The sequence below is a fragment of the Micropruina sp. genome, from assembly GCF_047602385.1.
Classification (GTDB): Bacteria; Actinomycetota; Actinomycetes; order Propionibacteriales; family Propionibacteriaceae; genus Micropruina.
The window spans coordinates 341071-352852 of sequence record NZ_JASGHL010000005.1 but is presented as its reverse complement, the minus strand read 5'-3'; the positions used below and the strand labels follow the sequence as shown (position 1 = coordinate 352852).

At 69.2% G+C, this 11782-nt stretch carries 14 protein-coding genes; 7 read left to right on the top strand and 7 right to left on the bottom strand.

Annotation, left to right across the window (positions count from 1 at the left end):
* The gene (locus QM711_RS17170) at positions 1 to 876 is read right to left on the bottom strand and encodes a serine hydrolase (protein ID WP_415101557.1); all 876 of its coding nucleotides are present in this window, start codon (positions 874 to 876) and stop codon (positions 1 to 3) included.
* 100 nt (positions 877 to 976) lie between these two features.
* Between QM711_RS17170 and QM711_RS17165 the strand changes: the two genes are divergently transcribed.
* The 4 genes from QM711_RS17165 to QM711_RS17150 all read left to right on the top strand — a co-directional run bounded on the left by QM711_RS17165 (position 977) and on the right by QM711_RS17150 (position 2905).
* A complete protein-coding gene (locus QM711_RS17165; protein ID WP_415101555.1) occupies positions 977 to 1306 on the top strand; it encodes an ArsR/SmtB family transcription factor in 330 nt (109 codons plus the stop codon).
* A complete protein-coding gene (locus QM711_RS17160; RefSeq protein WP_415101553.1) occupies positions 1303 to 1785 on the top strand; it encodes an SRPBCC domain-containing protein in 483 nt (160 codons plus the stop codon). The genes QM711_RS17165 and QM711_RS17160 overlap by 4 nt, the downstream gene beginning before the upstream one ends.
* Entirely contained in the window at positions 1782 to 2075 is a 294-nt protein-coding gene (locus QM711_RS17155; RefSeq protein ID WP_415101551.1) for a YciI family protein, read from the top strand. Before QM711_RS17160 ends, QM711_RS17155 begins: the two co-directional genes overlap by 4 nt.
* A gap of 101 nt (positions 2076 to 2176) precedes the next feature.
* Positions 2177 to 2905, top strand: coding sequence for an OBAP family protein (locus QM711_RS17150; RefSeq protein WP_415101549.1), 729 nt, complete (start codon positions 2177 to 2179; stop codon positions 2903 to 2905).
* Between the two features lie 42 nt (positions 2906 to 2947).
* Here QM711_RS17150 and QM711_RS17145 read toward each other — a convergent pair whose 3' ends face one another.
* Positions 2948 to 3586, bottom strand: coding sequence for a TetR/AcrR family transcriptional regulator C-terminal domain-containing protein (locus QM711_RS17145; protein WP_415101547.1), 639 nt, complete (start codon positions 3584 to 3586; stop codon positions 2948 to 2950).
* A 49-nt stretch (positions 3587 to 3635) separates the two neighbouring features.
* On the opposite strand from QM711_RS17145, the gene QM711_RS17140 reads away from it, so the two are divergent.
* Complete coding sequence (locus QM711_RS17140) at positions 3636 to 4637, top strand: NAD(P)-dependent alcohol dehydrogenase (protein ID WP_415101545.1); 1002 nt, start codon at positions 3636 to 3638, stop codon at positions 4635 to 4637.
* Between the two features lie 172 nt (positions 4638 to 4809).
* On the opposite strand, the gene QM711_RS17135 is transcribed toward QM711_RS17140, so the two are convergent.
* The gene (locus tag QM711_RS17135) at positions 4810 to 5919 is read right to left on the bottom strand and encodes a carboxylate-amine ligase (protein WP_415101543.1); all 1110 of its coding nucleotides are present in this window, start codon (positions 5917 to 5919) and stop codon (positions 4810 to 4812) included.
* Between the two features lie 265 nt (positions 5920 to 6184).
* Here QM711_RS17135 and QM711_RS17130 point away from each other — a divergent pair, with 265 nt between their 5' ends.
* Both QM711_RS17130 and QM711_RS17125 read left to right on the top strand, forming a co-directional pair.
* Positions 6185 to 6811, top strand: coding sequence for a TMEM175 family protein (locus QM711_RS17130; protein WP_415101541.1), 627 nt, complete (start codon positions 6185 to 6187; stop codon positions 6809 to 6811).
* Positions 6812 to 6899: 88 nt separating this feature from the next.
* Positions 6900 to 8357, top strand: coding sequence for a carboxylesterase/lipase family protein (locus QM711_RS17125; protein ID WP_415101539.1), 1458 nt, complete (start codon positions 6900 to 6902; stop codon positions 8355 to 8357).
* A gap of 157 nt (positions 8358 to 8514) precedes the next feature.
* Here QM711_RS17125 and QM711_RS17120 read toward each other — a convergent pair whose 3' ends face one another.
* From QM711_RS17120 to QM711_RS17105, 4 genes are all read right to left on the bottom strand, one after another.
* On the bottom strand, positions 8515 to 8865 hold the full coding sequence (locus QM711_RS17120; RefSeq protein ID WP_415101537.1) for a hypothetical protein: 351 nt from the start codon (positions 8863 to 8865) through the stop codon (positions 8515 to 8517).
* A 98-nt stretch (positions 8866 to 8963) separates the two neighbouring features.
* Positions 8964 to 10013: an ankyrin repeat domain-containing protein gene (locus tag QM711_RS17115; RefSeq protein WP_415101535.1), complete on the bottom strand. Its 1050-nt coding sequence runs from the start codon at positions 10011 to 10013 to the stop codon at positions 8964 to 8966.
* Positions 10014 to 10049: 36 nt separating this feature from the next.
* On the bottom strand, positions 10050 to 11072 hold the full coding sequence (locus QM711_RS17110; protein ID WP_415101533.1) for an NAD-dependent epimerase/dehydratase family protein: 1023 nt from the start codon (positions 11070 to 11072) through the stop codon (positions 10050 to 10052).
* Complete coding sequence (locus QM711_RS17105) at positions 11069 to 11713, bottom strand: TetR/AcrR family transcriptional regulator (protein ID WP_415101531.1); 645 nt, start codon at positions 11711 to 11713, stop codon at positions 11069 to 11071. The genes QM711_RS17110 and QM711_RS17105 overlap by 4 nt, the downstream gene beginning before the upstream one ends.
* Between the last annotated feature and the right edge of the window lie 69 nt (positions 11714 to 11782).

Genomic DNA, 11782 nt, shown 5'->3' with positions numbered 1-11782 from the left:
TCACCGCAGGAGCGCGGGCAGCACCGTTCCCTCAAGCAGTTCACGTCCGGGTCGCCAGTTCCCGGAAAGGGTGTCGGTGTTGGACTCCCGATCCCAACCGGTGAAGCCCAGGGTGGCCAGAACGATCGAGCCGGAAGGAACCAGGATCAGGCATTGGCCGCCCCAGCCGGCGGCCATCACCCGCTCCGAGTCGTTGGCCCACCAGAGCCCGGCAGCATAGGGCAGGGCCTCCGGCGGGATCGCCGGTGAGCCGGGCTCCGGTTGCACCGAGGCCGGCCAGCCGTCGCGCAGCCAGTGCTCGCCGAGCGTTACCAGTTGCCGGACGGTCAAGAACAGGTGCGCATGACCCCAGGGCGTGCCGGTCTGATCGGTCTCCCAGCGGGCTGCCGCAATCCCCTCCGGGTGCAGCACGGTCGCGTCGAAGTGGGCCCGCGCCGACCCGGTGCGTTGCTGCAGCTCCCGGATCAGCAGGTGGGCGGACGCGTCCCGGTACCCGCCTTCGGCGTCCGGATCGCCGAGCGCGGCCACGATCGCCGGTAACGGGTCGACCGCGCCGGCCTCGAGGGCGTCCAGGTCGGGGTCGGAGGACCAGGACTGGCTCATCCAGAGCAGTCGGCGAACGGTCGTTCCGGTGCCCGCGGCCAGGGTGACCGGATCGTCCAGGCCGTCGAAGATCCCCTCCTCGACGGCGGCGAGCACCCCCCGCGCCAGCACCGATTTGGTCACCGAGAAGACGTCGGTCGGAGTGTCCGGAGCCCACCCTGCGAACCGGCCGACGCCGTCGACAGACACCCCGACGGCGAGCAGGTGCGCGAATCCGGGGTCGTCGAGTGCCGCGGCGGCGGCCCGCGTGGCCGCGTCCAGTCCCGTCGTCATCGGGCCCCTCTTGTTGCTATCGTCAGCGAACACTAACGTAAGCAGTAGCTTACAGATGATGGAGGAGTCGAATGGCGCCGGAGCGGGCAGGAGCGGACGGGTGAGCGCGACGTCCGCAGTGGCACCGGAGGCGCTCGACCTGCGGTTCCGGGCGCTCGGTCAGGCGCGGCGGCGCGGCATCCTGCGCCTGGTCGGCGAACGCGAACTCTCGGCTGGCGAGATCGCGGCTGCCTTCGACGTCACGCGCACCGCGATCAGCCAGCACCTCACGGTGCTCAAGCAGGCCGAGTTGCTCAGCGAGCGGCGCGAGGGCACCCGGCGGCTGTACCGGGCTCGGCGCGACTCGCTCGACCAGCTGCACGACGCGCTGGATTCGATCTGGTCCGACGCGCTGCAGCGTGGCCGGCTGCTGGCGGAGGCGTCCGAGTGAGTGAGCCGACGGAGCCGAGGCGTCCGCCGGTGCGGCAGTCGATCGTCGTCGCGGCGTCCCAGGCGCGTACCTTCGCCGCACTGACCGGACGGCTCGTGGAGTGGTGGCCGCTCGACCCGCTCTCCTACGGCGGCGCCGCACGGGTGCGCACGGTCGCGCTGGACGGCCGGGTCGGCGGCGAGGTGAGCGAGCACTGGCGCGACGGAACCGTCCGGTCGTGGGGAACCGTGCTGGTGTGGGAGCCGCCGGAGCGGCTGGTGATGACCTGGAACGTGACCCCCGCAGCCACCGAGGTCGAGTTGTGCTTCCGGCGGATCGACGCGGACACCACCCGGGTCGAGGTCGAACACCGAGGCTGGGAACGGCTCAGTGCCGAACAACTGACGGCGGCCTGCGCCCATCCGGGAGGTTACGCGGGCGGTGCTTTCGCGCAGGGCTGGTCGTCGGTCCTGCAGGCATTGGAGGAGTATCTGCGATGAACTGGTATCTGTTGCGGCTGACGGCGGGCCGACCCGACTTCGCCTACACCATGACCGAGGCCGAGCAGGCCGTGATGGGTAGGCATTCCGCCTACTGGCGCGGTCATCTCGACGAAGGCACTGCGCTGATCTTCAGCCCGGTCGCCGATCCCGCCGGCGCCTGGGGATTGTGCATCGTCCAGGCTGTCGACGCTCAGGCGGCCGCCGCATTGACCGACGCCGATCCGGCGGTGGTCGAGGGAGTCGGCAGCTACCAAGTGCTGCAGCTGTTCTCGCCCGTGCTGCGCTGACCGACGGGAACTTCGGGTTTGGCGCCGATCCGAACGGGTACGAGCGAGTTATGGCCCGTTCGAGCGCACGTCGAGACCGCGAGCGATCGGCCCGTGGGTTGATGACTGGTGTAGTGATCGGAGTGGCCGGCGTCGTCGCCGCTGGGCTGGTCCGCAGTGTCGTCGCGATGAGCCGGGTCGGCACCGGCCATCCGCTCAAGCACCGGCTGCTCGACCTGGCCGCCCGGGGCGTCCAGCCGAAGTATCCGCTGCAGGCGATGAGTACCTACCTCAACGGCCTGCATCTATACGCCGACGAGGTGGGTCGGCAGGTCGAGGCGTCGCACTTCTGCATCCATCTGCGGCATGACCTGCACCAGTGCGTCATCTTCGACCGCAACGCGGTGGACGCCCGACTGATCGGGATCGAATACATCATCAGCGAAGAACGGTTCCGGCAACTGCCCGATGATGAGAAGCGGCTGTGGCACAGCCATCACTACGAGGTGAAGTCGGGCATTCTGACCGCGCCCGGCATTCCCGATCTTGCTGAGCACGCCTACTTCGAGGATCTGATCTCCACCTACGGCAAAACCTTTCACTCCTGGCAGTACGATCGCGACGATTTCCCGTACGGCATTCCGCAACTGATGATGGGGCTGACCGAGGATGAACAGGTCGACGGCTCGCTACTCGATGCGCGCGACCGTCGGCTCGGCATTTCCACCGTCCACAAGCGGCGGAATCGATCCGACATTCCGACACCCGACGTAGTGCCGGGTGCCAATGGCTGGGTATCCGGACGCGGCGTCCAGACCCGTCTCGACGAAGTCGACGTGACCACCGGCTAATCGCCTCGCCTCGGCAATGAGAGCCCGGTGCGAAGACGACGCTCAACCGTCCCGCAGCCGTTCCAGGCCGTCCAGGATGATGTCGAGGCCGATCGCGAACTGCGCCGCGAATGAGTAGTCGCCCGCGCCGGTGACGGTGCTGAGCAGGTGGGCCAGGTGTGGATAGTCCTCGGTCGGCAGGGTCAGCTCGGCGGCGAAGTCGTTGGCGCCGCTGGCCGCGTCGAAGGGCAGGTTCCGCTCGGTGAGGGCGAACCCGTATGCGTAGGCGTCCAGTACCGAGAAGGCCTGGGCCGCCGTGGTCGCGCTGAACCCGCCGCGGTACAGGCAGCCGAGCACCGCGTCGTAGTGCCGCAGTACCGCCGGGCCGGGGTGGTCACGGGAATCGACCAGGCCGAGCGCCCAGGGGTGGGCGGTCAGCACAGCCCGAACGGACGCGGTCCGCGCCGTGATCGCGGTGCGCCAGTCGGCCTCGGCCGGGGGTGGTTCGAAGCGCTCGAACACCCAGTCGGCCAGGCCGTCCAGCAGGGCGGCCTTGTTGGCGACGTGATGGTAGAGCGACATCGCCTCGACGCCGAGCTCACGGCCGACGGAGCGCATGCTCACGGCGGCGAGACCAGCGCGGTCGGCCACTGCCGCGGCCGCCGCGATCACCCGCGCCGTGGTGATCGGATCTCGTTGCACTGTCGCTGCCCTCCTTGCGGACTTACAGGTGTCAGGTTACTCTCGTGACATGGACCTTACAGGTGTAAGAGAGGCGACGATGATGATGCGAGCGGCACGGGTCGGGCGTTACGGCCCGCCGGAAGCCGTCGCCGTGGTGGACGCCCCGGTCCCGCGTCCGCGGCCCGGCGAGGTGGTCGTCCGGGTCGAAGCCGCCGGGGTTTCCGCCGGTGACGCGCGGATGCGGGCCGGACGGTTCCCGCGCGGTTTCGGGCCGCTCGCCCGGTTGGCGATCGGACTGCGCGGCCCGCGGGCCGGCGTCCTGGGGGCAACCTTCTCCGGTGTGGTGACGCAGGTGGGGGACGGGGTTCAGGGTCGCGCCGTCGGCGACGAGGTGGCCGGGATGACCGGCGTCCGGCTGGGTGGTCACGCCGAGTTCCTGGCGGTGCCGGCGGCCGTGGCCGTGCCCAAGCCCGCTACGGTGAGCCACCCCGATGCCGCGGCCGCGCTGTTCGGCGGCACCACCGCACTGCACTTCCTGCGGGACCGGGCGCAGCTACAGCCAGGGGCGACGGTGCTGGTCAACGGGGCGTCCGGCTCGGTGGGCTCGGCGGCCGTCCAGCTGGCCGCGGATCTGGGCGCCACGGTGACCGCGGTCTGTTCGATGGCCAACCGCGAGCTGGTCACCAGGTTGGGGGCGAAGCGCTGGATCGACTACACCCGGACGCCGATCACCGGTCTCGCCGAACGATTCGACGTGGTGTTCGACGCGGTCGGCAACCTGTCCCGTGTCGATGGGCTGCGGCTGAGGGAAGCCGGCGGCTCGCTGATTCTGGCGGTCGCGCCGCTGGCCGATCTGCTGCGTGGCGGACGCGGGGTGTTCGCCGGGTCGGTCCCCGAACGCCCCGAGGATGTCGCCCACCTGCTCGGCCTGGTCGCCGCCGGACGCCTCGACCCGCTCACCACGGTGGCCGGCGGACTCGACGCCCTGCCGGACGCCTACCGGCTGATCGACAGCGGACGCAAGGTCGGCAACCTGGTGATCCTGCCCGCCGCCGGCCGAACGAGTTGATCGAGCCGCACCGTTGATCGAGCCTGTCGAGATCTCGGACGCCGTTGATCGAGCCGCACCGTTGATCGAGCCTGTCGAGATCTCGGACGCCGTTGATCGAGCTTGTCGAGATCTCGCACACCTTGACCCTGACAAGGGGCTTCGACAAGCTCAGCCAACGATCGCTGGGTGGTCAGCCTTCACCGGCGGTGCGACGGACGCCGTCGGCGACGACCGCGGCGAGCGAGCCGGTGCGCGCGAACACCGCCCGTTGCCGCTCCGCACCGGTGCCGTCGGTGAGCACCCGGTGGATGCCGTCGCGCACCAGTTCCAGGTCGCCGGTGTCCTCCAGCGCGTCACGAAGCTCAGCGACCAGGGCGGCGAGCGCGTCCTCGGCGGCAATCACCTGCCGGCTGGACGGGTCCAGCAGCCCGCCGGTCAGGCCGTAGCGGGCGGCCCGCCAGGTCGCGGCCCGTTGCCACTGGGGCGGCGGCGCGTCCGGCCGGTCGCCGCGGGTCCACTGGCCTACGGCGGTACCGACCATGGCGCGGCACAGCGCGGCGATCAGGACGGCGTCGTCGAGTCGGGTGCAGACGTCGGCGGTGCGGATCTCGACGGTGGGGAATTTGGCCGAGAGTCGGGCGTCGAAGTAGATCATCCCTTCGTCCATCGCCGCGCCCGAGCGGACCAGATCGGCCACGGCGGCGTCGTAACCGGCGGCGTCGCCGAACGGTCCGGACGGCCCCGCTGTCGGCCACAGCTCCCACATCACCGTGCGGAAGCTGGCGTACCCGCTGTCCTGGCCCTGCCAGAACGGTGAATTGGTCGAGAGCGCCAGCAGCGTCGGCAGCCAGCGCCACAGCCGATCGATGGCGCCGACCCCCTCGTCCCGGGACGCGACACCGACATGGACGTGCTGGCCGCAGGTCAGCTGTTGGCGGGCCAACAGGCCGAACTCGGCCGTCATCCGGAGGTACCGCTCATCCTCGGTCGCCGTCGGGCGCACCTTGAACGGGTTGGTGCCGAGCGCTGCAACTGCCGCGCCGGACGTGGTCGCCCCGGCCGCGACCGCCGTCCGCAACTCGATCAACTGGCGCCGCAACTCGTCGGTGCTGCGGCACGGCTCGGAGCCGATCTCGGCTTGTTCGCGCTTGAACTCGTGTTCCACGGCCGTCTCGGGGTCGCGCTCGCCGTCCAGCAAGCGGCGGGCCTGCTCGACGACGGTCTCGCCGGCGGCCAGCGGCCGTCCGTGCAACCGCTCGACCACGAGCAGTTCTTCCTCGACCCCGAAAGTCACCGGCATGCGTCCAGTCTTTCGCGGCGATTGCGATTCGGAAACCGCCGGAAGGGGGTCGGTCGCCGAGCAGGCGGACGGGTTTCCGCGGACCTGGAGTGCGGTCGAGCGTGTCGAGGCGATGGGCGGCATCGCGATGACGCCGAGAGATGTGCGGCGTGTCCGCCATCCGTGCATCGACTCCGGTGGCGCGCGCTGGCGGTAGACATGTGACTCAGGGCCGGCCACGGCGTTTCGCGAGTTTCAGGGGGTGGCCAGAATGGATGGACAGCGGGTGGAAACTCATACCGCCGGGGCAGAACGGCTGAAGGCATTCACGGATGCGGTGGTAGCGATCGCGCTGACCCTGCTCATCCTGCCGCTGATGGAAAGCGTCGGCGAGAGCGCCCGCGAACACGGCACCGCGGGGGAGTGGATCGCCGGCCACAGCGACCAGCTGTTCAGTTTCGTGCTCAGCTTCGTCCTGATCGCCTCCTTCTGGCTCGGCCACCACCGCCTATTCGAAGGTGTGCATCGCACCACCAGGGCGCTGCTCAGTCTGACCGTGGCGTGGATGTTCACCATCGTGTGGCTACCGGTGGCGACCGCGATTGTCGGCCAGATGCCCAACGACATCGTGCAGAAGGGCCTCTACATCGGAGCCCTGTTCGCGACCAGTGTGATGGCGCTGGTGATCGACATCTATGTCGGGCGACACCCCGAGCTGCACGACATCCCGGAGCCGCGGCTACGCAGCGGACTCGTCGCGCACGGCATCGCAGCGGGGTTGTTCCTGGCCGCCTTCGCGCTCGCGGCGCTGATCCCCGCTGTCGGCTACTGGGCGATGTTCCTTTTGCTGCTCACCGGGCCGCTGCACGCCCTGATCTGGAAACGGGTCAGCCGCCACCAGTCCTCGACCTGACCGCGCCAGTCCGCTCACATGCCAGGACAGACGTACCGCTCTACCGACGATTACTGGCCTCTCGGCTGCCGTGGGCGATGATGGCCGGATGGAATCGGAGGTCGTGGTCTCGGGTGGAACCGTCCGAGGTGGCCGGGAGTCGGGTCTGGCCGTCTTCCGAGGCATTCCCTACGCGGCGCTGCCCCCGTGGACGGAGTCGTCCGCTCGGTTCGGAGCGCCGCAACCGGTCGTGAGCTGGGACGGCGTCCGGGAGGCGAGGAGGTTCGGCCCCCCGCCGCCGCAACCCGCCGCGTTCGGAATGGACGCCTTGGCCGAATCCGGCCACGAATGGCTGACCGTGAATGTCTGGACGCCCGACCTGGGCGGCGGTGGGCTGCCGGTCATGGTGTGGATCCAGGGTGGCGCCTACGCCTTCGGCACGTCCGGGCTGCCCGAGTACGACGGCAGCAGGCTGGCCCGCGAAGGCGTCGTCGTGGTGACCTTCAACTACCGGGTGGGACTGGAAGGCTTCGGGTTCTTCGCGGGACGTCCGGCGAACCGCGGGCTTCTCGATCAGGTGGCCGCGCTGGAGTGGGTGCGGCAGAACATCGGGGTGTTCGGCGGCGACCCGGACCGGGTGACGGTGTTCGGCCAATCCGCCGGCGGCGGATCGGTGGCGGTGCTGCTGGCCATGCCGCGGGCCGTCGGCCTGTTCCGGCGCGCGATCGTGCAGAGCATGCCGGGCACGTTCTTCACCCCGGCCCTGGCCGCGGACGTCGCCCGGGCCTGTGCGGCGGAACTCGGCTTGCAGCCGACCGAGCTGGCCACCGCCGACCCGGCCATGGTGGCGGCGACCGGCGACGCCGTGCTGGCGAAACTGCCCGAGTTCACCGATCGGTGGGGCCGGGCGGCGCACGCCGGCGTCCCGTTCGCGCCGGTGGTGGACGGTGACGTCCTGCCCACCACTCCCTGGCTGGGGTTGAGCGGCCAGGTCGAACTGCTGGTCGGGCATACCCGCAACGAGCAGCGCCTGCTCACCGCGATGAGCGGCCTGCTCGGTGAGATCAGCGCCGAGTTGGCGTCCGAGACCGCGCGGATCTTCGGCCCCGACCCGCAACGCTACGAAGCGGCATTCCCCGATCCGGAGGAGTTGTACGACGTCGTGCGTTCGGACTGGCTGTTCCGGATGCCGTCGTTGAAGCTGGCCGAGGCCCAGGTGGCGGCCGGCGGATCGGCGCATTTGTACGAGCTGACCTGGCCGGCGCCCGGCATGGGTGGCATGTTGGGCGCCTGCCATGGCCTGGACGTCCCGCTGGTGTTCGGCAACCTCACCCGCAGCCAGCCGGCGATGTTGATCGGCGAGCCGACGCCCGAGGCCGAGTTCGTCTCCGAGCAGATGCGGCAGGCCTGGACCGCTTTCGCCACCGATGGCGACCCCGGCTGGCCCGGCTATGACACCGGGGCCGTGCGGCTCTTCGATGTGACGCCGGTGGTGGCCGAGTATCCCGAACGGGTCTCGCGTGACATCTGGACGGAGTACCCCGGCGTCCTGGACCTGGAAATCTAGGTCTGTGGGGTCGGGTGCTCGACCGTCACCATCAGCCTGACTTCGCAGCCCGGTTGCTGACGGACGCGCGGCAGAACGTTGAGCAGCCTCGTCGAGCTGGCGAGCGTGAGCGGAAGGGTGGTTGCGCAGCGGAGATGGCCAGAGCAGATGCGGCCGGCTACCGGTGCTGCGTCGCCGCTCGGAGCGCGTCGTTCATGACGTCCCATCCGTTTCCGGGCGGGACCCGGTCGCTGTTCTTGTAGTAACCCCCGGAATCCGCGAGCCAGGCGCCGAGAGCGTCCAGGTAGTCATGGAGGGTCGCGTTTTGCCATGGGGCACCGCCGGCCGCCTCCAGTGCGAGTTCGCGAGCCGTCGCGATGACGTTGTCGCGGCCACCGGCCAGCGACGCCGAAGGGCACCCGCCGGCAGGGCACTCGGCGTCCACATCGGTGTCACCGTGCTCGAACTCGTAGTGGAAGCACACGTAATGCATGCCCTCGAAGACTTCGTAGTGAGCAGCGTCACGCACTGATCGATGGCATCGTCTGCACTCAAGCACCACCGCTGAAGCATGGCAGGCGGGAAGCCGGCGCGCACCAGCCCTGCCTGTCCAGGCAAGCACGGCGGCTAGTGACCGGACGGGCCGTTCTCGGCTTCGCGCGACGTATCTGCTGCCAGGAAGTTCCGGATCTCTTCGGCGTCGGCGTCGTCCGAGTCATCGAGCAGGTCGTGGACGGACTGGCCGTCGGTATCGCGGGCGTCCACATCGGCTCCGCGTTCCACTAGTCGGATGAAAGCACCAGCGTTGGCTGTGTCCGCTGCGCTGAGCAAGGGCGTTCGGCCACGCCAGTCGCGTGCTTCGATGTCGGCGCCGAGATCGAGTGCCGTGTCGGTCAGGCTGTAATCGGAGACGATGGCGGCGATCCGATGCAGAACCGTTTCGCGCGTCCGTCCCACGATTGCATTGATGTCCGCCCCGGCTGCGACCAACTGCCGCAAGACGGAGCCACTCGACCATTCCTGGTTCACCGCGCACAGCAGTGGCGGGTAACCATGCGGGTTGAGGTCCGCGCCGGCCGCCAGCAGCCGGCCAACGAAGTGTGTGGGTTCACCCGGTCTCGCGTCCTGGTAGACGGCTTCGTTGAGCACCCACCACCGGTCGTTGGAGTGGTTCGGGTTCGCGCCCGCCTCAAGCAGCGCATCCACCGCCGCTTCGTTTCGATGCGAGATCGCCAGCGAAAGTGGCGTATCCCCACCCGAATCGATGGCGTCGATCGCAGCCGATTCAAGACCGACGAGCAGCGAAGCCACATCGCCTCGGCGGGCCCCGCGATGAAGGTCCGAGTAGCCGTGGGCCAGCCGTGACTCTGCCGGGGCCCCGAGATCGACGAGGCGCCGAGCGAGCGCGGGAAAATCGTTGGCATCCGCGTGCGTCGCGGCACTCCAGCCGATGCGGGAGACCCGGGCAGGGTCCGCGCCGTGATCGATCAGCAACTCAACGATCTCGGTGGAACCGATCGCAGCTGCCAGGGCAAGTGGTGAGGTCGTGCCCGGCGGACCCTCGATGTCGACACCGGCGTCGAGCAGGGCGCGGACCTCATCAATCGAGCCTTTGCGGACGGCTCCACGGAGGGCGAAGTGGTCGCGCATCTCCGGCGATGAGAGCGATCGGATCATCGCGGAAAGTATGCCTCATCCCTGATCAGCACTTCCCTAGACGGCGAGCGGGTTGGCGACCTCGAGTTGGTCGTTGCCGATCAGCCAGCGCACCGATTCGAGGATCGCCTGCTCGGGCTCGTACCGGGGCGCGTAGCCGAGCAGTGACGTGGCCTTGCCGATGCTGAAGACGTGGCTGCGGTGCAGGTGGCCCCAGCTCTGGTCCGCGTAGTCCTGGTCGGGGGCGGCGGCGTGATAGGCCTCCCAGGTGATGGAGTCCAGGCTCGCAGCCTGCCCGAACCAGCCGCAAGCGATCTCGATGTAGCCGCGTACGGTCAGCGCGGTGGGAGCGACGGCGTTGAAGTCCTCTCCGGCCGCGGCGTCCCGGTGCTCGATGGCGAGTTCGAACAGTTGAGCGACGTCGTCGGCGTGGACATGGTGCAGGGTCTCGGTTCCGCTGCCGGGCACCTGCACGGTGCCCCCGGCGGACAGCGTGCGCCATACCTCCGGGTCGATGTTGCCCAGCGGCCCGGTCGGGTGCCAGCCCGGGCCGACGATGTGTCCGGGATGGATGGAGGTGGTCACCAAGCCTCCGGACGCGGTCTCGGCTTTCAGCAACTCGGCGATGGCCGCCTTCTGGATTCCGTACTCGTCGAACGGCGGACCGGCCGAGTTGCTGCCCTCGGCGATCGGCAGCTTCCGGCTTGGCCCGTACCGCCAGATCGACCCGCAGTGAAGCAGGTGGGCGACCCGGCCGCGGAGGGCGTCGACGAGCGCCTGAGCAGACTCCGCAGTGAAGCAGACCAGGTCGACCACCACGTCCGGTTCGAACGCGAGGACGGTGTCACCGAAGGTGCCGTCGGCGTCCAGCCGATGTCGATCGGCGATCACCTGGCGCACCTGCTGCCATTCCGGCTCCGTGGCGTAGCCGGTGCCACCGCGGCGGCTGACGTTGATCACCTCATGGCCGGCCCGCACCAGCCTTGGGATCAGGAAGGTGCCGATGTGTCCGCTGCCGCCGATGACGACGACGCGCAGCCGCTCGGCGATGCCAGCGCTGTTGTGGTCAGGGCTGGTCATGGTGCCTTCCATTGGCTGAGTGCGTGGCTGAGGTAGCGGCCGAAGATGCCGGCCAGGTCCACGGACGGGTCGACCAGCCACTGCAGCTCCAGGCCGTCCATGACCGCGAATAGGGTCCGGGTCTCGGCGGTGATCTCCGACTCGGTCATGGGCTTGAACTGGCCGGCGTCGATCGCTTCGCGAAAGTGGGTTTCCACCTCATCAAAGATCGTGTCGTAGCGCTGCTGGATGAATTCGTGGGCTGGATGCTCAGGGTCGCTCGCCTCGGTGGTCATGGTCAGCAGGAGCTCGATCAGGCCGCGATGCTCGAGGTTGTACTGCATGACGATGGGCAGCCGGGTGAACCAGTTGAGACCGGTCTCCTCGGTGACGTGCGCCGGACGGCTCCGGCGACCCCAGTCGTCCAGCACCGCGGCGAGAAGCTTCTCCTTGCTGCCGAAGTGCTGCAGCAGCGTGGCCGGTGAAGTGCCGACCCGTTCGGCGATGGCGCGGATTGACCCGCCCCTGTAGCCGTGCTGGGCGAACACCGCCCCCGCTGCGGCCACGATCTCGCGACGGCGCTTCACACCTCGTCGGTTCTGCCCGGGTGACGGCGCGGTGGTCTGCGGCGCCGCATGGTCGACAGGACTTGCTGTGTTCACTCGACTCCGTCCTTCACACGGTTTCCGACCGCGGCCCTCTCGTCCACGTCAAGCCGGCATCGGCGGCCC

Excerpts from the sequence above, each read along its gene's own strand:
- QM711_RS17170 (WP_415101557.1), bottom strand. The coding sequence starts at position 876 with ATGACGACGGGACTGGACGCGGCCACGCGGGCCGCCGCCGCGGCACTC.
- QM711_RS17155 (WP_415101551.1), top strand. The coding sequence starts at position 1,782 with ATGAACTGGTATCTGTTGCGGCTGACGGCGGGCCGACCCGACTTCGCC.
- QM711_RS17150 (WP_415101549.1), top strand. The coding sequence starts at position 2,177 with ATGACTGGTGTAGTGATCGGAGTGGCCGGCGTCGTCGCCGCTGGGCTG.
- QM711_RS17140 (WP_415101545.1), top strand. The coding sequence starts at position 3,636 with ATGGACCTTACAGGTGTAAGAGAGGCGACGATGATGATGCGAGCGGCA.
- QM711_RS17135 (WP_415101543.1), bottom strand. The coding sequence starts at position 5,919 with ATGCCGGTGACTTTCGGGGTCGAGGAAGAACTGCTCGTGGTCGAGCGG.
- QM711_RS17125 (WP_415101539.1), top strand. The coding sequence starts at position 6,900 with ATGGAATCGGAGGTCGTGGTCTCGGGTGGAACCGTCCGAGGTGGCCGG.
- QM711_RS17115 (WP_415101535.1), bottom strand. The coding sequence starts at position 10,013 with ATGATCCGATCGCTCTCATCGCCGGAGATGCGCGACCACTTCGCCCTC.
- QM711_RS17110 (WP_415101533.1), bottom strand. The coding sequence starts at position 11,072 with ATGACCAGCCCTGACCACAACAGCGCTGGCATCGCCGAGCGGCTGCGC.